The sequence below is a fragment of the Balneolales bacterium ANBcel1 genome (assembly GCA_029688905.1).
Lineage (GTDB): Bacteria > Bacteroidota > Rhodothermia > Balneolales > Natronogracilivirgulaceae > SLLW01.
In genome coordinates this window covers 384,565-406,914 of sequence record JARULB010000002.1, presented here as the reverse complement: position 1 = coordinate 406,914, position 22,350 = coordinate 384,565, and the positions used below count along the sequence as shown (strand labels likewise).

Here is a 22,350-nt window from a genome sequence, read left to right as displayed (position 1 = left end):
GTCGGGTTTTAACACTCCATAACGCTCAAAATTTAAGCGGCGCGGTGAAAAGCAGCGCTTAGGGAGCGGACGCTACCCGCGTCCGCTTGATTTTTTTTGTTAGAGTGCGGTTACTATAACAAGATTTATTAATAACAATCGAACTAGAAATCAGTGAAGATCAAGAGTGGTTGCCAATTTAATAGCAGAGAAATCAAAATTTATAATTCTCATTATTGGCTAAAATATTTTTTGATCTCAGTATCAATTTTATGTGGATTCTGACGATTATCAAAAATCGTTATAATTTCAAGCTCTTCAGAGCTGAATCGATAGAAAAACGATGTTTGTTTACTCACAACACATTTAAATAGATTCGGAAAAGTATCCGACTTTGGACAACTCTCAGGATGAGTAGCTACTCTTTTGAATGTGTTTAATACTTTTTGCAGGAACTCGTCTCGTTCCTTTTTGGTCCATTGTTGCTCAATAAATTCAAGAAGTAACGATAACTTCTTTTCAGCCAAAGGGGAGAGGTAGACTTTAAGCACATCAAGAATGTTTAGAAATGAATTCTTCCATGCTTATTCTTTGGCCGTCATCGAGTTGATTGATGCCGAACTTGATTTCTTCTTTTTGCTGATCACTGAGCTCATGCCAAAAATCGGGATCTTGCTCTTTGAGCACTTCAGTGAGCTTATTGATGGTTTGCTGATTATCGATTTTGAGAATCAGTCTGACTAATTCGAGTTTAGAAGATTGAAGGTCCATAATATTCAATGTCTTATGGCAAGGAGAGAAAATGTGGAATCAAGCTAATGACAATCAGTTTGAGGTGCGCAACAGTTCTTTAAATATAATGACATAAAAAGGAAATTGTTGTTCGATTCTTAGGCTCCCGTTATTTGGACTGAAAATTTCAAATCTGTCTTACATTGGAGTTAGCCGTTACGCTGGATCATTGTGTTTATGCAGAGGGAATCACAACCCCATTGAGGTCACTAGAACCTATTGAACGAAGGTAAAGATTACACCCGAAATTTCAACGAGGGTAAAAAAGCGCATAAAATACACTCGATTACAGAGGTTCGGGGTATAAAAATGATCTGAATTCCAGGTCTATCAAGTCAGAGCGCTCTAACTAATTATTAACCCACAAGTTCCCAACCCGGACACCGAATCATCATCAATGAGAATCCGCTGTGCCGGGGAGAAATGGTTTTCCGGGAGCCATCGGCATCATCACAGGTGTTGGCACCTGATACCGGCGGCCGTAATACGGGCACCGAAGCGTGGCCAGGGTGCCGGATTCGCGTAATTTGAAGAAGCCGGCTATTTGACCAGATGCATCGTCCGGGCTGTTCGGAATCCGCCGTCGGTTCGCAATTCGTACAGGTAGAGGCCGGACGGCAGCGACCCGGCCTCGAATCGCACCGTGTGCGTGCCGGCAGGGTGGAAGCGGTCACGGACAGGCTGCGCAACCTTTTGTCCGAGCGTACTGTAGATGGTGAGACTGGCTCGTGTCGGCTCCTCCAGCCGGAAAGGGATGGAAGTAGCCGGATTGAACGGGTTTGGGTAGTTCGCCATCAGGCGGGCGGGACCGGGGTGCTCGGCGGGCGGCGTATCGTCGCCGGTTCCGGCGCTGGTGACCGTAGCCTTCCCGGTGATGTCAAAACGGGCTTTTACCGGATAGTGGTCGGAGGTTGTGTTATGGTACTGCGAAATGTAATACGGATAATAGACTCGCTCCGATCCGCGCAACCATGAGTCGGCCAGCGGCCGGTTAACCGTTATGTGGTCGATCATGCTGGCCTCAAAATGGCTTCCGATGCCGGGCCAGGAGGCCTCACCCGCCTCTTCCACCGGCAGGGTAACCACTTCGTAATAGGGATCCAGTACGAAATTGCGATATGGGGAGGGCAGGTCGTCGCCGGCATTGGTTCCAGTCACCCTGTCGTTGTAGTCGCCGAGGAACAGGAGCGGTGTTGAGCCGATGCTGTGATCGAAGTACTCCTTGATTTGCGCCGATGCCGCCACCCGCCGGTTGTAATCTTTTTCGTCCGACATGGCCTTGGCGTGGATCACCACCGCCATCATCACTTTGTCGGTATCTTCGACCGACGCGACGAATGCCACTTCGAGCGGAAAACGGCCCGCCCAGTGATAGAAACTCATCCCCATTTGCGAGTCCAGCATCCGGGTAAAGAGGGTATCCACCGATTCGGAGCGGAAGATGAACCCGGTCTGCTGAGGCTGCGAGAAGTTTGTGATAAACCCTTCGTATTCCGGCAATTCATCCATCAGGCGGTCGAACTGCGCCTGGTCGGCAATCTCCTGGACACCGATCAGGTCGGGCTGCATGGTTTGGATGATCTCCACAACGTTATTGAACTGGAGCTCGTTGTCGGACGGGCCGCGTGTGGCATCTCCGAACCACTCAATGTTCCAGGTCACCACATCGAACGTTCTCGAACGGGGGATATGCGACCAGTCGCCTCCGCCGGCCAAACCTGCACGACCATCCTCCGGCAGGGAGTTTTCGGTAGAGATACGGATGTCGTCTGTTGCGGGACGGGCCTCGGCAACCGACATCCCGGTCCACGGGCAGGGATGTAGTGACACCGCCAGTGCCAGAACCCCCGCAATGGCGGTGCTACGCATCATATGCAATCTTGAGTAGTGTGAAATGTGTGGATATGGATAGGCCGGGGATTACTTGATCAGGGTCATTTTCCGGGTGATGGACTGTCCGTTCTGCAGCTCCACCCGATAGATGTAGATACCGCTCGCCAGGGAGGAGGCGTCAAACCGCACACTGTGGATGCCCGCGCCCAGGCTCTCGCCGGACAGCAGGGTGGCTACCCGGCGTCCCACCGCGTCGTAGAGATGCAGGTTCACGACATGCTCGGAGGGCAATTCGAACGAGATGTTGGTAGCCGGGTTGAACGGGTTGGGGTAGTTCTGATGCACCTTGAACCGGGCCGGCACCTCCGAAAGGTTGGTTTCGGAATCCACCGTGATCGGATTTGTTCCGCCGGCCTGGGTATACCGGGCGCTGAACTCCTGCATGTAGAGGTTGGCGATCCGGGAATCGCGTATAACCAACGTGTTCTCATCGTTGGTGCGGTCGGCGGCACCCGACCAGTTGTGAGAACCGGTGAGCACGGTTCCGTTCCAGTTGGTGTCCTCGCCATCAAAAATGGCATATTTATGATGCAGCAGGCCGAACTGGCTCTGCGGGAAGTGGATGAAATCGGCCCATTCCGCGATATTATCGAACACGCTGCCGGTAACGTTCACATTGCTTACCAGGCCGCGAACGGTCACGCCGGCATTGTGCCGGGCTTGCATTGCATTGGCAATTCCGAAGCGTGTTACGAGCATGGTGGCCACATTGATGCTGTGTTCGGCATTGTTTATGGCATCGATGATCGCGCGTTCGGTGCCGCCCTGCGGACTAAAATAGAGCCTGACGTAGCTGTCACCGATCCAGAATACCGACGGGTTCACCACCCGTTTCTGCTCGCCGAACCGGGCGTTGTCCGGATCAGGGGTGGTCGTTGTGCTCCCCCACATCTGGTCGAATTCGCGGGTGTAGGCACCGGCAATAGAGGGATCCTGGAACTCAATCATGTTCTGGTACTGGTCATGCGTGCCGGGGTCGGTCGCGTTCCATGAGCTGGTGATCAGCCAGATATCGCCGGGGTCGCCGCCCCGATAGTCGATAATGGCGAATTTGTTATGGTGGATGCCGTCTCGGTTGCTGTTCAGAGTCCCGAAATCACTTTCGATGACCGGAACACCGCTGCTCTGGAGAATATTCCGGACCGCGTCGGTGGCGGTGTCATGGTCGAGGATCACCCGCACTTCCACTCCCTGTTCATGCACCTGGCTCAGTAGAGTCGCAATCTGGTTGCCCGCGTCACCGCTGGTGCTGTAGAAGGCCATGTCGATCGAATGTTCGGCTTCAAAGATTCTGCGGGCGTAGTGTTCGACATAATTGAAGTTCTGTACGGCTTCTTCATGCAGCGCCAGAGAATGATCGACCGACTGGTTGAAATAGACGTTGATCTCCTGGCTGGCTTCCGCTGAAGAGGAGGTCGTAACATAGTAGGGGGTGGTCCGGCTGGTATCCGTCCCGGCCACCGATCGCATCTTAATGCTGTAAATCGTGGCGGGGTCCAGTCCCTCCAGCGTCATAGTATGCCGCTCTTTGGGCTCCGCGTCCTCAATACAACCCAGTTCCAGGGATGAGGTTTCGCCGTAGCAGATTTCGCTGGTGCCGGGGCGGTCGGTTTCCCACTCGAAGGTGATCGATTCGGAGGTTGCAGCCGTTTCAAACGGCGCCGTGCTCACAAACAGCGGCGCATCGCCGATCTGTATGATGTCAGCCCGTGACCGGGGGAAGACCTGGATGAATTGCCGGAACCGGCTGACGGCACCGACGATATCCACAGGGACGTTCGGGATGGCAAGGCCGGGGATGTCGGTAAAACTGGAGATGCGTACCTCCGATTCGGCAACCCCGTCGGTAAAGTCGTAGTTGCTGTCGCCGTCAAATGCGCCGCCGTCAAGGAAGCTGACACCGTTCAAGCGGACGAGCTGCCCCTGATACTCACCGCTTTCCAGCTGGGAAACGGAGATCTCGGCAGGCTCAATGACGCGGTTGCCCTCGGGATAGACCGAGATTTCCACCGTATCCATCACATCGGCTACCGGAGAGATCTGAATCATGTCGTTGAACTGACTGAGCGCGCCGCGCACCACGACGGAGTCTCCGTGCGAGACATTCAGAATAAAGCCGGCTTCCTCGTGCCGCATCAACGGAGTGTAATAGGCCGCGATACCGGCGGTTTCGTCCTGAAAGTAGATGGGTCCGGAAAGCTCATCGGCTACGGTGACCCACCCCGTTACGGTAACGATGGTGCCCAATTCCAGGTTGCGGGCCTCGGCGATGTCGATAGGCCCGTCGGCGGATAGCCCCCGCCCGGTAATGGAAAGCTCGAACTGCGGATGATCCGGATCGTTTGACGCAATGGAAAGTGTGCCGGAAAAGTCGCTCGAAGAAGCGGGTTCGAATACAAGCGAGAACGTGACGGATTCGCCTTGTTCCAAATCATCCTCGGTAGCTCCGTCCAGAGAAAAAACGGGATCGCCCTCCCACACGGCCGTAGTGATGGAAAGTGTCTCCAGGCCGGTATTCGTGAGGGTGATGGATTTCCGCGCTTCCGTGCCGATGGAGATGGTTCCGAAACCGATCTCATCCTGGTGCCGGACCGTAGCGCCGTCCACCTCCACACGCAGGCGCGGATCATCGGACGGTTCCTGGTACTCGGTGATTTCAAAATTGTCGATGCTGATGCGGGCGCCGGAGGGTCCATTCGATTTAATGATCCGGAACCGGACGTTGCCCTCGATGTTGGCTTCGACTACGGCCTGCTCGAGCGCACCGTCCGCGCAGACAATCTCATCCCCGATGTTGGTCCAGCTAGCCCCCCCGTTCTGTGAATACTGGAGCTGTATGCTGCTGCCGCCGTCATTGGAAAACTGCGAATTGGCATGGTAGAAGCGGACCTCTCCGGCGCCATCGACATCAAACTCCATGTTGATGTGACCGTCGCGGAGTCGGACCGACTGGGAACCCATAGTCAGGTCGCCGGACTGTCTGCCCAGCAGGGCATCATTCAGCATCCAGATTCCGGAGTCGAGTTCGACCGTGCCTGCCGCATACCCGCCCTTGCTGCCGCTTTCAAAATCTTCAAAGAGCACTACTTGTGCAAGGGTATCGAGGGGGAACAGCAAGGCTGCAAACAGGAGTGGAAAGGCGAGAGTAGATAGAAACTTCATAAAGAGGATTTTTTTGACAGAGTGTGTTTGAGTATGCCGGCGGATGTCTGCCGGTTGAACCAGGCGGGCACAGGTATCGCCCGTCTACAGGCCGGAAAAGCGACTCAGGCTTCATAGCGGGGCCCGGCACAGGATGTTATCCTTCAAAATAGAAATTTCAACAGAACGGTACGAATTAACTTTTCATAAAACCGGCCGGTTCCCATTTTGTCTTGAAGCAATAATTTGCGATAATACCTATATTGTTAGCAACGAAAATGAACGGTTTTACTCTTTTCTTTTAATCTCGAAAAGGGATAGTTTATCGATCTGATAACCGTTCCATCGCAGGCAGACCCGGGGAGCCGGGCTTAGCTGAATCAGTATCAAAAAACCTCTCAATTGGCACGATTACCTCATAAATGAGCTTTCGCTACTATTCTCTCCCTCTCTTGTTTGCAGTATCTATGGTGGTACTGCAGCCGGCCGCGGATGTCCGGGCACAACAGCATGAACGTGATGAACAACCTGTCGGTGTCAGCGACCTCGGACTGATGATCACCAACGTCGGCACCATCGGGCGTCCGAATGTCCGGAATCAGCCCGATCCCGAACGCCCCAGCATGGAGTTTCCAAGGGGCACCGGAACCGAACACCTGTTTGAAGCCGGACTCTGGATCGGAGCGCGGGTCGATGGCGCCGTTCGTGTAAGTACCGGTGCCGTAACTCATCCATCCGGGTACAGCGCCGGAACCGCCGGGTTCGAATTTACCAACGATGGGCGCGGGATCGGCAGGCGTTCCATCCTCACCGATGCGGATCACTTCAGTGTGGACGCCGTCAGCCATGAAGACCTGCTGGCGTTTTTCACCGACAGTAATACCACCGTCAACCAGATCCCCATCTCGGGCCACGAGCAGCCCCTCTATGCCGACATCGCCCTGGAGAGCTATAACTGGAATTTCGGTTTTGCCGAGGGACTCAGCATTCTGCGCTACGACATCACCAACAAAAGCAACGATACCTGGCGGGATGTCTACCTGGCCATGTACTCCGACATGGTGGTCCGCAATATCAACACCACCCTGGATACCGGCTCCGATTTCTTCAACAAAGGCGGATTCGGCTATCTGGATGAAGCGGGCCGGGACGACGGCGGCGAGAACCTCTACACCCTCTACGCGTTCGATGCCGGGTCCAATGACGAACCGAGCCTGAACACATATGGAGCCACTTCCATCCTCGGGTCCGAGTACCGTGGTGTCGAATTTCACCCCCGCTACGCCCACCTCTATGAGGAGGAGATGAATGAAATGAACTTGCAGCCACCGATGGTGCAACCCTCATTCTGGCTTTTTGGCGCAGGTACGGGCGACTTCACCCGGCCTTCCGACGATTTGGAGCGCTACGACCGGATGGCCAACCCCTGGCCGATAGATACCCATCGTGAACGCCTTCGCACCGACGGCCAGATGGCGCAGGGGAACTACATTCAGCTCAACTCGATAGGTCCTTTTCCCGAAGTGCTCCCGGGCGAAACCGTCACCGTCTATTTTGCCTTTGTGGCGGCACTCAAACCGGATGATTATCAGGGACTTCAGTTCAAGAGTCACGATACCCCGGAAACCAGGGTCAATCTTGTGGAAACCGTAGACTGGGCATACCGCCTGTTTGAAGGGCAGTTCGACACCCTTTCACGAGAACGCAACCGCTATCTGGTGCCCGAGCCCCCGGACGTACCACGCATTCGTGTGGAACTTGAAGAGGGGGGAGCAACCGTGTACTGGGACGACCGCGCGGAACAGACCGTCGATCCGATTTCGGGTGAAAAAGATTTTGCAGGCTACCGGATTTACCGCTCCAGGCTGGCCGATGACCTGCGTGGCACCCTCTCCCAGCGGCAGTTGATCCGCGAGTTCGACACACCGGAATCTCCGATCGGCTACAATACCGGATTCGACGAGATCCGCATCCCCGACCATGAATCGCCGGTCACATTCCCCGGCGATAATACCGAATACCGGTATCGATACACCATCGATGGCATGCTGAGCGGATGGCAATACAGCTTTTCGGTCACCGCTTTCGACTGGGGCGGTGAAGGAGTCGGCTCACTGGAAACGAGTCAGACTGCCAACGCCGTGAACGTGTTTCCCGGTACAACCCCCAATGTCGGCTTCGAAGAGCCGGTGGGCGTCTACCCGAACCCGTACCGGGTGAGTGCTTCCTGGGACGGCGGCACTCCCTTCACACGGAAACTCACGTTCTTCAACCTGCCGCCCAATGCCGAACTGACCATCTACACCCTCGCGGGCGAAGTGGTCGCGAAGAGGACGCACCACTCCGACACCTACCAGGGCGACATCCGCTGGTTCCGTAATCTAAGCTCGGGGGATCGGGTCATGTCCGGTGGCGAACACCACTGGGACCTGCTCTCCGATGCCAACCAGGACCTGACGACCGGCCTCTACCTCTATACTGTCAAAGACCTTGACGGCGGCGGTATTCAGCGTGGAAGGCTTGCGATCATCAAATAATACAGCAGCAACCGGGAAGTACGCTCTTGTGGTTACCGATTGCTGCTATCCGTACCCAAAACGAAGTTTGTTAGCTCCATCCATACCATAATCAACCATCCGTAATAAAACCTCTTTCTATGAAGAAGATATACCAATCCCTTTTCTGCGGTTTTCTGCTTCTGGCATTCGGCGCTTCAACCGCCTATGCCGATATACCGCAAGTAACCGCACGTGATCTCAATACCTACGATCCCCCGCTCACCTCCCTCGATGATCTCACAAACCATCCGTTGGTAGGAGAGGAAGTAGAAGTTACCGCCATCGTATCCTCCTATCCGCGTAACTCCGGTCTGGCCGGCTATAATCCGGATGAAGGCACCATCAACCGGATTCACGTCTTTGTCGTGGATACAACGGCGCTCTCCCAGGGACGGGAAGGCATGGGCCTCCAGCTTGTGGTTGACGGAGAGGGGCTTTTTACCCTGGAGAACCTGGACATTGGCGACATTATCACCTTCCGGGGAGCTTTGGGCTTTTTTGGAAATACAGCCCAGTTCAACACCGACGACATCCTCACTGTCGGAAACGCCTGGGAGGATGCCGAGTATGAGAAGTACCAGGAGCTGCTGGAGCCCTGGACCGTCCGGCTCACCGACATCAACGAAATTACCCCGACCGGCCAGGGTTTGATTCTGGAGAATTACACCACGTACATCAACCAGTACATCAAACTGGAAGACGCGGTGGTCGGCGCGCGCGACATCACTTCGCTGCGCCCCTGGATGTATGTGATTGAGGACGGAGTGATCGCCTATAACCGCGACACGTCCCTGCGCTACCGAAACGACAGGCACGACAACTACCGCGAAGGGTACAACTACCGCAGGGCCGATGTAGACGGAAACTACGTGCCGCCACCACCGGGCGCCGTCATCAACTACAGTGGATATGCGGTTGTCAACACATTCGATCCCGATAACCGGGAGGCCGACGGTACCGCCACCATGGCCCTGGTGGCCATGGAAGATGGGGTGCGCTGGCTCGGTTTCGGCGATAACGCCATCCGTTATACCAACGAGAACCTGCCCGAATTCTATCCCTACCGCCTTCGCAACGACCTGGAGATGATCGGCTTGCCGCCTGAAATTATCAACTACCAGATCAGCGATTATATCATCTCTTCTGACGAACAGGTGACCATTTCTTTTGATGTGATCCCCGGCGATGATGATGCCATTATCGAAAAAGTAGAGATTTTCTACTGGGTCAATGGCGAGGAGTTTGTGGAAGAGCTTGCCGTAACCGGCGGCAGTTACAGCTTCACGTTCCCGGCTTTCGACGATCTCACCACCGTGGAGTTTGAGATCCGAATTACCGACAATCGCGACATCAACGGGTTCCTTCGCGACGGCGACGGCGATCCCACCGATCCGGAAGCGACTTTCATATTGAAGTTCACCGTCATGGAACAGGGGGTCAACTCGATTCAGATGATCTCCGAAACCACTACGGGAATGCGCGGCCCCAGTACGCTGGCCGGCCTTGGCGCGCTTCCAATGGATATCACCGCGGTTGTGGTTGCCGATTCCACCAACGGTTATATCGTGATTCATGACGAAGCGAACGCACCCGCGGCCTGGTCAGGTATTTTCCTTGAACCGGACAGCCTCACCATGAGCCTGCGCCGCGGAGATCGCATACTCATCAATTCCGCAGTAATTGCCAACAGCAACACCAGTCCCAGTTTTGCAAACGTGACTTACCTGGAAGATACGGAGTTCGAGGTTCTGGATCGTGGAGTGGATTACTCTCCGCTTATTCCCGTGCTTTCGACCGCCGACCTGACCGGACAGGAGCACATGGGGGCACCCTATGAAGGTATGGTGATCCGTGTGGAAGACGCCTATATCGTTACCAACCAGGCCGATGCTCCCAACAGCGATTTCGGCGAGTGGAGCTTCGCATCCGGAACACCGGATGACGAACACTCCGCCCTGCGCGTCCGGAATAATGTGGCGCAAAGCGATATCCAGATATTCAGCACCTTCGGCACCTTTATCAACAACGACATCAAAAGCGGTGCCGAGCTGGAATTTGTGCAGGGTGTACTGGGCTTCAGCCATGGAAACCCGAAAATGACACTCCGCAGCCTCGATGATGCGCAGCCCGTTGAAGATATGTTCTATCCCACCAGAACGTTGCTGCTCTTCAACCCCACCAATAACGCGGAAGTGGATGTGAACAGGGCATTGGAGGCCATGTGGTCCGAGAGTACGGATCGCGATGGTGACGATGTGACCTACTTCTTCCTGCTTTCCGATCCGGAGGATGTGCTTTTCGAAAACTACCTGCTTAAGAAACACTCTAACAACGACGGAGCCGAAAACTCGATCCGGATTTCCTGGGAAACGCTGGATGATTTCCTGGCAGGCCGCGGCCTCGAAGATGGCGAATCGGAAGACTTCATCTGGACCGTATGGATTTCCGACGGCCGGGATACGGTTCAGGTTTCCACCAAAGCAGCTTCGGATCCTGTATTCGAAACGTTACATCGCAATATCACCCTGCAACGGAATATAACTCCGACGTCGGCCGACGACTCCGAGCTTCCGCGCAGGTTCGCCCTGGAGCAGAACTATCCGAACCCCTTCAACCCGGTCACACAGATCCGGTTTGATGTGCCGACCGATGCACATGTCAACATCGCGGTGTTCGATATTCTGGGACGGCGGGTGATGACGCTTGTCAATGAGCAGTTGCAGGCCGGTACGCATACGGCCGCTTTCGACGGCAGCCGGCTTGCCAGCGGTATGTATATTTATCGCATGGAGGCAGGCTCATTTGTTCAGACACGCAAAATGATGCTTCTCAAGTAGTTTGTTACACGGGGAGCCGGCAGCGGGCCGGTTCCCCGTTTTTTATTTTTCACCGCACCTCTTTCATTTTACAACCCGTTCGTTTACGTGCGGGTGCAACAATGTGACCATGATGCAACGATTGCTGCTGATCCTGCTGGCGTCCCTGATTCTGTTTGGTATGTATTCCTGCGACACGGGTCTGCAGGGGAACATGAATGAGAATATTCCGCCATCCACATACCTAACCATCAACGAAATCAACCTTGAAAACGATGATTCGGCACAGGGGAGGCGCCTGGTAAGCCAGGTACACATCTCCTGGTGGGGAGATGATCCCGACGGCTATGTCACCGGTTTTGAATTTGCCATAACGGATCGCGAATGGAGGTACACCCCCGAAACCGAAGATGAGGTGGAATGGGTGTTCACAGAGAAAACGGACAGTGTTTTTGTCCTGCCGATCCCGTTCGGTGAGCGGGTCGCTGATGTCCGTTTTACCGTTCGCGCTATCGACAACGAAGGGGCTCGGGATCCCGAAGGAGCTTCGGTGGTTTTCCCGATTGAAAACTCCCCGCCGGAAATCCGGCTCCATCGCACCACCACCCCCCAGCACGACATGGAAGTGCCACCGGATACCACCTTCCATATTGCCAGTTTCGGCTGGACCGCCACCGATCCCGACGGGGAAGCCAACCTCTCGCATTATGAGTTTGTTGTCAACGATACACTGGGCAACTGGATAGAGGTTACCCCCGACGTCAGTTTCATGAGCATGGTAATCGATGAACCCAACGGCGATCAGTCCACCGCTTCGGTATACCTCGGTCGCAGTTTCACGCCTTCCGACCACGTTCTGGAAAATGTGCGGATGAACAGCCGCAACACCTTTTATATCCGCGCTGTCGATAACGCCGGCGCTGAGAGCCAGCTCGACACCCTTTCATGGCATATCAAGGAGCAGACGTCACGCATTTTGTTCATAAACGATTTCCCCGGCGCCATGGGAGAAGAGGCCCTGGCATTCCACAGGCAACTGCTTGCCGATATCGGCTTCACACAGGTTGACTATCTCCATGTGCTGGACGGAGTGGCCACCGGCGGACAAAAAGTGCCGATTTCCAACAGCTTCCACCGGCCGGTGCAGCCCACGCTGAACCGGGTTCTCGCCGCCTGGGATCATATCTACTGGATCTCCGGAAACATGGACCGCAATATTACCTACGCGCTGCGTTCGACCATAGACTTTTTCAACAACGGCGGAACCATGTTTGTCAATATTCCGACCAAGCGGATGTCCGATGAAGACGCCATCTTCGATTTTCTGCCCTACACAGGTATGGAACCGGTGCCTCCCGGTGGATTTACCAGCTTTCGGTTTACCAACGATGCCCCGTTTTTCCCGCATGCAACCGTTCCGGTTGACACCCTGCGGTTGACGCGGGGATCGGAAAGTGTCTACCCCATGCTGCCGGCAGGGGATACACGCCGGTATTTCGATGGCGACTTCAGAACCAGGCCGTTCTTTGACCCGAACCTCGATTTCTCCAGGCTGATAGTTGCAGGAAACCCGGAACAGACATTGATTCACTTCGGGTATGACCTGAATCGTTTCGAGTACAACGATGCCCTCAAAAGCGCCCTGGAGTTTCTCCTTATTGATGAACTTAACTTTGAGCAGTAATCCCGGATAATTATGTACAGATATTTACTTCTGCTTTTACTACCGCTGCTTTTGGCTTCGGCCCCGCTCATGGCTCAGACCGGCACCATTGCCGGCCAGGTAATTGATGCGGATACCGGCGATGAACTGATTGGTGTGAACGTAATCATCCGGGGAACCGCCTATGGCGCCTCTACCGACCTGGATGGGAGATTCCGGATTACCAATATCCGACCCGGAAGTTATGATATCGAAATCACTTACATCGGGTTCGAGCGGCAACTCTACACCGGCATCCGCGTCCAGCCGGGTGAAACCACCGAGCTGAACATAGAGCTTCGGGAACAGGTACTGACGTTCGACGACGAGCTGGTTGTGATCGGGGAGCGCCCCATCTTTGATATCGAACAGTCGTCCACGTCCACCAGGGTCACCAGAGATGATATCCAGGCGGCTCCGGTCCGGCAAATTGATGAAGTGGTCGGCCAGCAGGCCGGCGTCATCCGCGATCCGACAGGCCTGTACATCCGCGGCGGACGCTCTTCCGAAACCGGATTTGTTGTGGATGGCGTTTCGGCGCAGGATCCGCTGGCAGGAACGGGATTCGGACTGGATCTCGGCGCCGGAGCATACGCCGAAGTGGAAGTGACCACCGGCGGGGTAGGGGCTGAAGTCGGCGACGCGACTTCCGGCGTGGTTACCGTAACGACACAGTCAGGCGGACAGGAGTACTCCGGCTATTTTTCACACAAACGGGATAACCCCGGCCGGATGACATCCACATCCAGTAATTTTTATACCGATATTTTTGAATTCAGTCTTGGCGGACCGGTAGAAACCTACCAAAGCCTGCTGCCGGCTCTCGGTATTGACGTGCCGGGTGAGATGACCTTTTTCGTCGCCGCGCAGGCCAATATCACCAACGAATTCTACAAGCAGACCGCCGATCAGATCGAAACATCACTGATTGACAACACGTTCTGGTCGCCCCGCCAGGATAACCGCTGGAGCGCCATGGGGAAACTGACCTGGAATATCCGGCCTTCCATGAGGATGGAGGCTTCCTATCAGCGATCGCTGACCATCAACCAGAACACCCGTATGCTCCAGATCGTGGGCGATGATGTGCAGATTCGACCGGGGTTTCAGTTTTTCTACTCCGAAGACCTCGACAACGCCAATACCTATTCTCACGACAGCAAGTTAGCCTACGTCAAATGGACCCACACGATCAATCCCAGGATGTTTTACGATATCCAGGTGAGCCGCATGTTTACGCGCCTCAGGGCCGATGCCAACGGCCGGCACTGGCGTCCCGAGCTGGTTGACGGTGAATTTGACGGGGAGAGCATCGTCACGCCCCCCACCGATATCTTTGAAACGGGCAGGCCTTTCAACTATGTGCTTCCGGGCCCCGGATTGGTGAACAACGGAGGGCTGGCCACACTGTGGCACGACCATTACGCCGAAGAGTACACCGTACGCGCAACCACCACCAATTACTTCTTCAATCGAAACAACCGGCTGCGCGTCGGACTGGAGATGAAGTTTAACGATTACCAGTGGATCGATATCCGGCGCCCCTGGGTCGGTGCCCCCATCCGAATTGACGAAGACACGTTTACCGAAACCCAGCGCCTGGGAGCATCCTCGGATATCTGGAACGTGAAACCGCGTCGAGGTGCCCTGTTTGTGACCGATCAGATTCGCTACCAGGGTCTGATCGCCAACCTGGGCCTCCGCCTTGAGTACTGGTTTCCGGGCAAATTTGTTGATGACATGGTGGATGATCCCATGGCGCCTATCGCCGATGAGATCCGCCAGGATTATCGGGACAATACCTACAGCCTGTTCGGTAACCGGTTCAAAATGCGCCTGCTGCCGCGTATAAGCGTATCCTTCCCGGTACGTGAAAACCAGGTACTTTATTTCAACTATGGCCACAGAACCAAACTTCCGCACCCTTCGTTTGTTTACGCCGGCCTGGATCCGTTTTATCAGGACCGGTCTTTTCTGGCCGACCTGGGTAATCCCAACCTGGATCCGGAAGTTGACATTTCCTACGAAATCGGTCTCCGAAACCAGCTTTCATCCAATGACGCCCTCAATATTTCGGCATTCTGGAGCGATAAGTACGACTTCGTAACTTCCGAGCGTCTGATCATCGAAGACGCCGCCGGAAATCCCACCGAACGGAACTTCCGGGTGAACGGGGATTTTGCGAGAGTGCGTGGCGTGGAAGTGACCTACATCAAGCGGCACAGAGACTGGTTCATGGGGAATCTTTCGGTAACCTACTCCCGTGCGGAAGGCCTCAGCTCGACCGCCAACGATGCCCTGAGAAACATCCTGGCCGGTGACCAGTTCGGCTTCAATGTCGAGACCCCGCTTGCCTGGGACCGCCCCTGGGATATCAAAGCCAATGTCACGTTTACCTATAACCGGCCCGAACCGTTGCTGGGACTGGCACCGCTCAACCGGATGAAGCTCTACGTCTCCGGTAACTACCGAAGCGGAATGCGCTACACTCCCTTCGATTTTGTCGGAAATGAGCGTCATCCTGTTACGGGAGAGCAAAACTGGCGCCCCATCTATCAGCGGAACAACGAGCCATCCGAGCGATTTTCCGGTGTGGGACCGGCGTGGTGGATATTCGACCTCAACTTCCAGCGCTGGTTTACCATCGGCAACACCCGCTTCATCGCATTTCTGGAAGTCACCAATTTGCTGAATTCCAGTAATCCCGCCATCATCAACCCGGTAACCGGCAAAGCCTATAAAACCGACTATCCCAGCGACCCGGATGAACTGCGGGCCCTTCGCGACGACCGAAGCTACGATGTTCCGGCCAATGTCCGTGACGAACGCTACCTCGACCCGCGCGACAACAATATTCCGTCGTACAGGAATCCAGCCAATTTCCTCCAGCAGCGGCATATCATGTTTGGTTTTGCCGTCAATTTCTAAAGGTCCCCGGTTTATCTAATGACAAGCTTAGTTCACATGATGAAACGTTTTAAATCCATTACGCTAATAACTTCGCTGCTGGTGCTGTTGCTGGCCACCGAAGGTGTCGGGCAGAGTATTTTGCCCAGTTTCGGCGCCTCGCGGTCCGGTACTTCCGGGTTTCAGTTTCTGAAAATCGGGGTGGATGCCCGGTCCGCCGGAATGGCCTATTCCAATATCGCCGATGCAAAAGATGCCTCGTCGCTTTTCTGGAACCCCGCGCTGGCTGCCCAGATGGATGGAAACCAGTTCCTCCTGGGTCATACCGCTTATTTTACCGATATCTCCCTGAACTATGGCGCTTATGTTCATCGCCTTGGAAGTATCGCTCTCGGAGGGGCGCTGACCTATCTTGACTCCGGCGAAATGGAAGAAACGACGGAATTTCACCCGTTTGGCACCGGACGCACGTTTCGCACGATCCATATGGCGGCGGGCCTGACCTTCGCCCAGGAACTGACCAGCCTGTTCAGCTACGGAGTAACGCTGAAATACCTGGATGAAAGCATTGAGGAGATCCGTTCACAAACTGCCGTTATGGATGTCGGCTTCTTCTATCGGGTGGGGAACACCGGCCTGCGCTTTGCCGTCGGGGTCAATAATTTCGGTATCGACGCCACCCCCTCGGGCGAGACCCGTCGCATCCCCGGTCCGCATGAGTCCGATCAGGAGACCGATGAGGACGGCTACCTGGTATTTGACGAGTTTGAGTCCATCTCTCCGCCTACCACGTTCAACTTTGGGGCGGCCTACGACGCGTACCGGTCCGAGCTGATGAACGTGGTTCTCACCGGCCAGATTATCAATCCCAACGACAACGCCGAACGCTTCAGCATGGGTACCGAACTGCAGTTCATGGATCAGTTTTATGTCCGCACAGGGTATGTATTCGGTGTGGATGAGGTCTATTTGCCGAATTTCGGAGTGGGCTTCCGGCTTCCACTGCAGCAATACTCCATTGAGATGGACTACGGTTTCGCTACGCGGGAACGCCTCGGGTCGCTGCATCGCATCAGTTTGAAATTCAATCTGTAGGCCGCGGCCTGCCCCGCATCGCCGGCCGGCAGGAACCTGAAACCAGCGGTTATCATCCGACAGGACTGATCCAAATTAATCTTAAAAGCAGACAAGCAGATGAAACGTTTTTCCCCTTATCATTTACTCATGATCCTTCTGATTGCCGGAGTGGCAGTCACGGGTTGTGACGAAATATTCGGCACCAAAAGCGATCCGGTTACCGACGAGATATTTGAAGAGGGCCGTCAGGATCCGAACCTGATCGTCGATGAAGCCGGCTACGCCGCCCTGCTTCCTTTCTGGGATCACTTTGACCGTCCCACTGATGTGATGGTCGGCTTCGATGAACTGGTATATGTTACCGATGCTTCGGGACTTCATATCCTGGATCGTGCCGGACGGCCGTACCGGACCATCCCGTTCGATGGCGCGACAAGAGTTGTTCAGGACCGTCTGCTTAATGTGTATGTATCCGCGCGGATCGATACGGTCGCCAATCCGTCCCATCCGGATGTAAGCTGGAACCTTCCGGCGGTCTTTAAACTGGAGAACCCCGGCAGCGGTAATGAGAACGTGCTGGATACACTGATCATGCCGTTTGCCGACGACAGTTACACCGCAGGAGCGCGAAGCCGCCGGCTGAACCCGGCCCGCGATGACAATTTCGACAAGGTCGAACTTACCGGTTTGGGCGTGCTGCACGACAATACCATCTACGTGGCAAGAAGGGGGCCGCAGAATGTCACCGGCCAGATCACTACACCCGATAACACCATTCTGATCTACGGTGCCGTCTCGGATGCCTCGGGTAATCCGACCGGCAAGATGCAGAATACCGGCCAGATTCGAGCTCTCAATCCCAACAATCCATCGCTTCTCAGCGGTGTGGGGATTGGCGACATGACCACCCTCGTGGGAGCGCCGCAGCGTGAGAATATGACCGAAAACCTCAGTTTTATCCTCACACAGGCTGATACTACCAGGAATATTCCCATACGGGTTCTCTGGATTGATGCCACCATGACCATCGACGGCCTTGTGTACAGTCCCCGTTCGGAACTGATGAATATGGACACAACCCGGGCGGAATCGTTTCTCTATCAAACAAACCGTTTTAGCCAGCCCAGCGGAGTCGCCTATTCGGCGGATGCCCGGGGGCACATTTTTGTAACCGACGCCGCGAAAGACAGCCTGTTCCTGTTTCAGTCCAATGGCCAGGAAGGGAAAGTCCCCGAAGCGGGTTCGGAGCGTACCAAAGCGGATAACGTGTCGTTCGGAGGGCGCGGATCGGGTCCGCGGCAGTTCCGTGATCCCGGAGGAGTCGCCTACTTCCGCCGGGTAGTTTATGTCGCCGATACGGGCAATAACCGGATTTCCAGGTTCAAGCTGAATACCGACTTTGAATAGGTGAAACCGGCCGGCGGCCAAGCAAACGGATATCTTTTCAGAAAGACGAATACCCAATATGAAGTATATTGATATTGATTCCGAAAGAATCCCGGCTTTGGGGTTCGGAACCTTCGGTCTCTCCGGCAAGCAGTGCGCTGATGCAGTAAGTGACGCTATCGCAATGGGATACCGCCACATCGATACTGCCGAGATGTACCGAAACGAGCGGTCGGTCGGTGACGGCATCGTTCAATCGGGCATTAACAGGGGGGAGCTGTTTGTCACAACCAAGCTGTGGACCGAAAGCCTGGCGCCGGATCGTGTGCGGGAGACAACCGAAGCATCGCTCCGGAATCTGCAGACCGATTACATCGACCTGCTTTTGATCCACTGGCCCTCTTCGGCGGTACCGCTTGAAGAAACCCTGGGTGCCATGGACCGCCTCCGCAGTGAGGGGTACGTCCGTTTCCTCGGCGTCAGCAATTTCCCCGTGGCCTGGCTGAAGCGGGCTCTGCAGACCGGAGTACCGCTTATCACCAATCAGGTGGAGTACCATGTGCTGCTCTCGCAGGAGAAACTCCTTTCATTCATGCGGGAACATCAGCTCTTTCTGACCGCTTACAGTCCTCTGGCCAAAGGCAGCCTTGCCGACCACCCGGTTCTCGCGGAAATCGGTCGGAAATACGATAAAACCGCAACCCAGGTAGCGCTGAGGTGGCTGGTCATGCAGGATGGCGTGGCCGCCGTTCCCAAAGCCTCCGACACGGAAAAGCGCCGTAAGAACATCGATATTTTTGACTTTGAGCTGGATTCGGAAGATCTTGAGCAGTTGCGCCTGTTGGATAAGAACCGTCGCTTTGTAGATATTCCGGGCCTTTCACCCCGCTGGGATTAATGTTCAGAAAGTGCAGACGCGGCGTGGTTTCGGTTCGTTACAGGTAGGTTGCGGAACCGGCTTGAACTCTGGCTCCGTAGCACTATGACCATAAACCGCTGTGTGGCAACACACGGCATCCATTGCGGCCTTACCACCAGCTGGTTTCCCGGCACAGTTACATCATGCCGGCATGTGGCCGGTTTCCGCCTTTTGGATCGCCTGACGCAAACCGCCATGCTACGGTATCCCTCTAATCAACCATTTATATCATATCCGTAATGCTGATCAGCCGAATCGTTCCGCTTCTTGTCTCCATACTGCTACTTTCCAGCTGCTCCCTGTTCCGAACCACTGCCGAAAATGATACCGGCGACATCCCCGAAGGAACCATCGAGGTCGGCGAGCCGGGTCCCGTTGCCGATGACGACGACCCCTATGCCGATTACAACGAGATCATCACCGATGAAGCGGTTTCGGATAAGGGCATGTTCGGGGTGCATCAGGTGGACGACAAGCTCTATTTTGATATTCCTGACACATTGCTGGGGCGGGAGATTCTGCTGGTTACCCGTATTGTGCGGGCGCAGGAGGGAACCGGATACGGCGGCATGCGGCTGAGCAACCGTGTGATTCGATGGGACAAGCGCGGCGGCGATATCCTGCTGCGAAGTGTGATGCACCAGTCGGTAGCCGATACCGCTTCAGCTGTGTACAACGCCGTTCGGGCGGCTACCTTCGAGCCGATTATCGCCTCATTCGAGATCGAGGGCACAGGTCCCGACAGCACCTCTCTCATCGAGGTTACCAGGCTTTTTACCAACGATGTGCCCGAATTTAATCCACGGGAAAGGTATCGCGGACGCCGGGTGGATTCCGAGAGAAGCTATGTGGATCGCGCCAGAGCGTTTCCGGAGAATGTGGAAGTCTCCAATGTCCTGACCATGCAGGCCGACAACGTGCCGGGCGGAGGCGATCTGCGCACCATCTCACTCATGCTGAACCACAGCTTTCTTCGGCTTCCCGACGAGCCGATGCAGCCGCGGCTGTTCGACGAACGGGTCGGCTTCTTTTCGGTACAAATGGTGGACTACAGCCGTCCGGAGCATCAGGCCCAGCAACGGCGCTATATCACCCGCTGGCGGCTGGAGAAGAAAGACCCGGAAGCCGAACTGTCCGAACCGGTGAAACCCATTGTCTTCTATGTGGATCCCGGTACGCCGGAGTTTCTCGTCGACTATGTCGTCCAGGGGGTGAACGACTGGCAGCCCGCCTTTGAACAGGCCGGCTTCAAAAACGCCATTATCGGCAAGCGCGCACCGGTGGACGATCCCGATTTCAGCATGGAAGATGCCCGCTACTCGATGGTGCGATGGATGCCTTCAACCACCATGAACGCCTACGGTCCGCATGTGAACGACCCCCGCAGCGGCGAAATCATCACCTCTTCCATCGGCATGTTCCACAATGTGCAGCGGTTGCTTCGCAACTGGTATTTTGTGCAGGGGGGAGCGGTGGATGAACGAATGCGCAACCTCCCCATGCCCGACTCCCTGATGGGCCGCCTGGTACAGATGGTGGTGGCGCATGAAGTGGGGCACACCCTCGGCTTTCCGCACAACATGAAAGCGAGCGCCACCGTGCCGACCGACAGCCTGCGAAGCCCCACCTTTACCAGAAAGTACGGCACCACCCCGTCGATCATGGATTACGCGAGGATGAATTATGTCGCCCAGCCCGGCGATGGCGCCTATATGTTCCCGATCGTGTCGATCTATGACAAATTCGCGGTGGAGTGGGGTTACAAGCCGATTCCGGAAGCAGCGAACGCCGATGAGGAGCGGCCGTTCCTGAACGAGATCGCCCGCCGCCAGGAGGAGGAGCCCATGCTGCTGTTTGGAAGCCTGTCTACGGTTGACCCGACCCAGCAGCGGGAAGCGCTCGGTGACAACCATGTTGCATCCACCCGGTATGGCATCGCGAACCTGAAACGTATTATGGAATTTATCGTGGATGCCGCCGGACAGGATGGCGATGACTTTTCCACCCTGCAGGAGCTGTACAACAGTGTGCATCAACAGCGTGATTTTATGCTTGGTCATGTGGTCAACTGGGTCGGGGGCGTGTATGGCGAGCGGAAGGTCTATGGACAGGATGGCGCTGTCTACGAACCGGTTCCCAGAGATCGCCAGGTGGAGGCGCTGAACTACCTGCTGGAAGAGGCCTTTGCCACTCCCGACTACCTGCTGGATCCATCCGTGCTTGATCTGATCCAGGCATCCGGTGCCGTCAATCGGGTGATGCAAAGCCAGCGCCGGTTGCTGCAGATGCTCATGAGCAGCAGCCGCCTGATCCGGATGGCCGAACTGGAAGCCGGCCGGGATCCGGATTCGGTGTATCCTGTGGATGAGATGATGACCGACCTGCGGACCGGTATCTGGATGGAGCTGTCGGATAACAGCGTTTCCGTTGATCTCTACCGGCGCAATTTGCAGCGAACCTACCTTGAAGTTGTGGAAATGCAGGTCGGAGGATCATTTTTCCGCTCTTCCGGCGAAGCCGCCTCCATGATCCGGGGCCATCTGCGGGACCTTAGAGAGGAGGTCGGCCAGGCTGTTCCGCGTGCAGCCGATAATGTGACGCGCTATCACCTGCAGGATGTGGAGGACCATATCAAAAAAATCCTGGATGCGGACTGAGGCAAGGCATAAATCCCGATCACAGACTAAGGCGGGGCTCGTATCCATGGCCACAGACCTTTTCCCTCTATAAACCGGCCGGAACAGGATTCGCAGAATCGGCAGAATCTTGTATCTTGAAGGCACAGATTGTCGTATCTGAGCAAATGACGGCTGTGCCCTGAACCAATCAGGAACCCAAAATCCAATCAATCAGACGGTATGGGCTTATTCGAGTTTTTTCTTCTGCTGCTTATTGCAGGCATCTGCGGATCCATCGGTCAGGCAATAGGCGGTTTTAACCGCGGTGGATGCCTGCTCTCCATTGTCATCGGCTTTATCGGCGCCCTGATAGGCATGGGGCTGGCCGACTTCTTCAACCTGCCGGATCTGTTCACGATTCGAGCCGGAGAGGTCGCCTTCCCGGTATTGTGGTCCATTATCGGAGCCACGCTTTTCGTTGCGGTTGTCGGCCTGATGACAAGGAAATAGGAGGACACAGCCCGGTGCAACAAAGAGGGACACAGCGCGCTTTCAACAGCCG

At 55.2% G+C, this 22,350-nt stretch carries 13 protein-coding genes; 9 read left to right on the top strand and 4 right to left on the bottom strand.

Annotated elements, in window-relative coordinates; translation table 11 throughout:
* Window positions 1-212 precede the first annotated feature (212 nt).
* The 4 genes from QA596_03855 to QA596_03840 form a co-directional block, all read right to left on the bottom strand.
* Window positions 213-530: a type II toxin-antitoxin system RelE/ParE family toxin gene (locus tag QA596_03855; GenBank protein ID MDG5766590.1), complete on the bottom strand. Its 318-nt coding sequence runs from the start codon at window positions 528-530 to the stop codon at window positions 213-215.
* Between the two features lies 1 nt (window position 531).
* Window positions 532-750: a hypothetical protein gene (locus tag QA596_03850; protein MDG5766589.1), complete on the bottom strand. Its 219-nt coding sequence runs from the start codon at window positions 748-750 to the stop codon at window positions 532-534.
* 561 nt (window positions 751-1,311) lie between these two features.
* Window positions 1,312-2,643: a T9SS type A sorting domain-containing protein gene (locus tag QA596_03845; GenBank protein ID MDG5766588.1), complete on the bottom strand. Its 1,332-nt coding sequence runs from the start codon at window positions 2,641-2,643 to the stop codon at window positions 1,312-1,314.
* Window positions 2,644-2,691: 48 nt separating this feature from the next.
* Window positions 2,692-5,826 (bottom strand): phospholipase D-like domain-containing protein, encoded by a 3,135-nt coding sequence (locus QA596_03840; protein ID MDG5766587.1) that lies wholly within the window; start codon window positions 5,824-5,826, stop codon window positions 2,692-2,694.
* Window positions 5,827-6,257: 431 nt separating this feature from the next.
* Between QA596_03840 and QA596_03835 the strand changes: the two genes are divergently transcribed.
* The 9 genes from QA596_03835 (at window position 6,258) to QA596_03795 (ending at window position 22,298) form a co-directional block, all read left to right on the top strand.
* Window positions 6,258-8,342 carry a hypothetical protein gene (locus QA596_03835; GenBank protein MDG5766586.1) on the top strand — a complete coding sequence of 695 codons (2,085 nt, stop codon included), beginning with the start codon at window positions 6,258-6,260 and terminating at the stop codon, window positions 8,340-8,342.
* A 119-nt stretch (window positions 8,343-8,461) separates the two neighbouring features.
* Complete coding sequence (locus QA596_03830; protein MDG5766585.1) at window positions 8,462-11,200, top strand: T9SS type A sorting domain-containing protein; 2,739 nt, start codon at window positions 8,462-8,464, stop codon at window positions 11,198-11,200.
* A 109-nt stretch (window positions 11,201-11,309) separates the two neighbouring features.
* Window positions 11,310-12,863 (top strand): hypothetical protein, encoded by a 1,554-nt coding sequence (locus QA596_03825; GenBank protein MDG5766584.1) that lies wholly within the window; start codon window positions 11,310-11,312, stop codon window positions 12,861-12,863.
* A gap of 12 nt (window positions 12,864-12,875) precedes the next feature.
* Entirely contained in the window at window positions 12,876-15,809 is a 2,934-nt protein-coding gene (locus tag QA596_03820; protein ID MDG5766583.1) for a TonB-dependent receptor, read from the top strand.
* 36 nt (window positions 15,810-15,845) lie between these two features.
* Entirely contained in the window at window positions 15,846-16,883 is a 1,038-nt protein-coding gene (locus QA596_03815) for a PorV/PorQ family protein (protein ID MDG5766582.1), read from the top strand.
* Window positions 16,884-16,982: 99 nt separating this feature from the next.
* Window positions 16,983-18,272 carry a hypothetical protein gene (locus QA596_03810; GenBank protein MDG5766581.1) on the top strand — a complete coding sequence of 430 codons (1,290 nt, stop codon included), beginning with the start codon at window positions 16,983-16,985 and terminating at the stop codon, window positions 18,270-18,272.
* Window positions 18,273-18,330: 58 nt separating this feature from the next.
* Window positions 18,331-19,149 carry an aldo/keto reductase gene (locus QA596_03805; protein ID MDG5766580.1) on the top strand — a complete coding sequence of 273 codons (819 nt, stop codon included), beginning with the start codon at window positions 18,331-18,333 and terminating at the stop codon, window positions 19,147-19,149.
* A gap of 260 nt (window positions 19,150-19,409) precedes the next feature.
* Complete coding sequence (locus QA596_03800) at window positions 19,410-21,827, top strand: zinc-dependent metalloprotease (protein MDG5766579.1); 2,418 nt, start codon at window positions 19,410-19,412, stop codon at window positions 21,825-21,827.
* Window positions 21,828-22,028: 201 nt separating this feature from the next.
* A complete protein-coding gene (locus tag QA596_03795; protein ID MDG5766578.1) occupies window positions 22,029-22,298 on the top strand; it encodes a hypothetical protein in 270 nt (89 codons plus the stop codon).
* Window positions 22,299-22,350: the final 52 nt, after the last annotated feature.

Bases quoted from the DNA above. Each gene is read 5' to 3' on its own strand.
- QA596_03850 (MDG5766589.1), bottom strand. From the start codon at position 750: ATGGACCTTCAATCTTCTAAACTCGAATTAGTCAGACTGATTCTCAAA.
- QA596_03845 (MDG5766588.1), bottom strand. From the start codon at position 2,643: ATGATGCGTAGCACCGCCATTGCGGGGGTTCTGGCACTGGCGGTGTCA.
- QA596_03840 (MDG5766587.1), bottom strand. From the start codon at position 5,826: ATGAAGTTTCTATCTACTCTCGCCTTTCCACTCCTGTTTGCAGCCTTG.
- QA596_03830 (MDG5766585.1), top strand. From the start codon at position 8,462: ATGAAGAAGATATACCAATCCCTTTTCTGCGGTTTTCTGCTTCTGGCA.
- QA596_03825 (MDG5766584.1), top strand. From the start codon at position 11,310: ATGATGCAACGATTGCTGCTGATCCTGCTGGCGTCCCTGATTCTGTTT.
- QA596_03820 (MDG5766583.1), top strand. From the start codon at position 12,876: ATGTACAGATATTTACTTCTGCTTTTACTACCGCTGCTTTTGGCTTCG.
- QA596_03815 (MDG5766582.1), top strand. From the start codon at position 15,846: ATGATGAAACGTTTTAAATCCATTACGCTAATAACTTCGCTGCTGGTG.
- QA596_03810 (MDG5766581.1), top strand. From the start codon at position 16,983: ATGAAACGTTTTTCCCCTTATCATTTACTCATGATCCTTCTGATTGCC.
- QA596_03805 (MDG5766580.1), top strand. From the start codon at position 18,331: ATGAAGTATATTGATATTGATTCCGAAAGAATCCCGGCTTTGGGGTTC.
- QA596_03800 (MDG5766579.1), top strand. From the start codon at position 19,410: ATGCTGATCAGCCGAATCGTTCCGCTTCTTGTCTCCATACTGCTACTT.
- QA596_03795 (MDG5766578.1), top strand. From the start codon at position 22,029: ATGGGCTTATTCGAGTTTTTTCTTCTGCTGCTTATTGCAGGCATCTGC.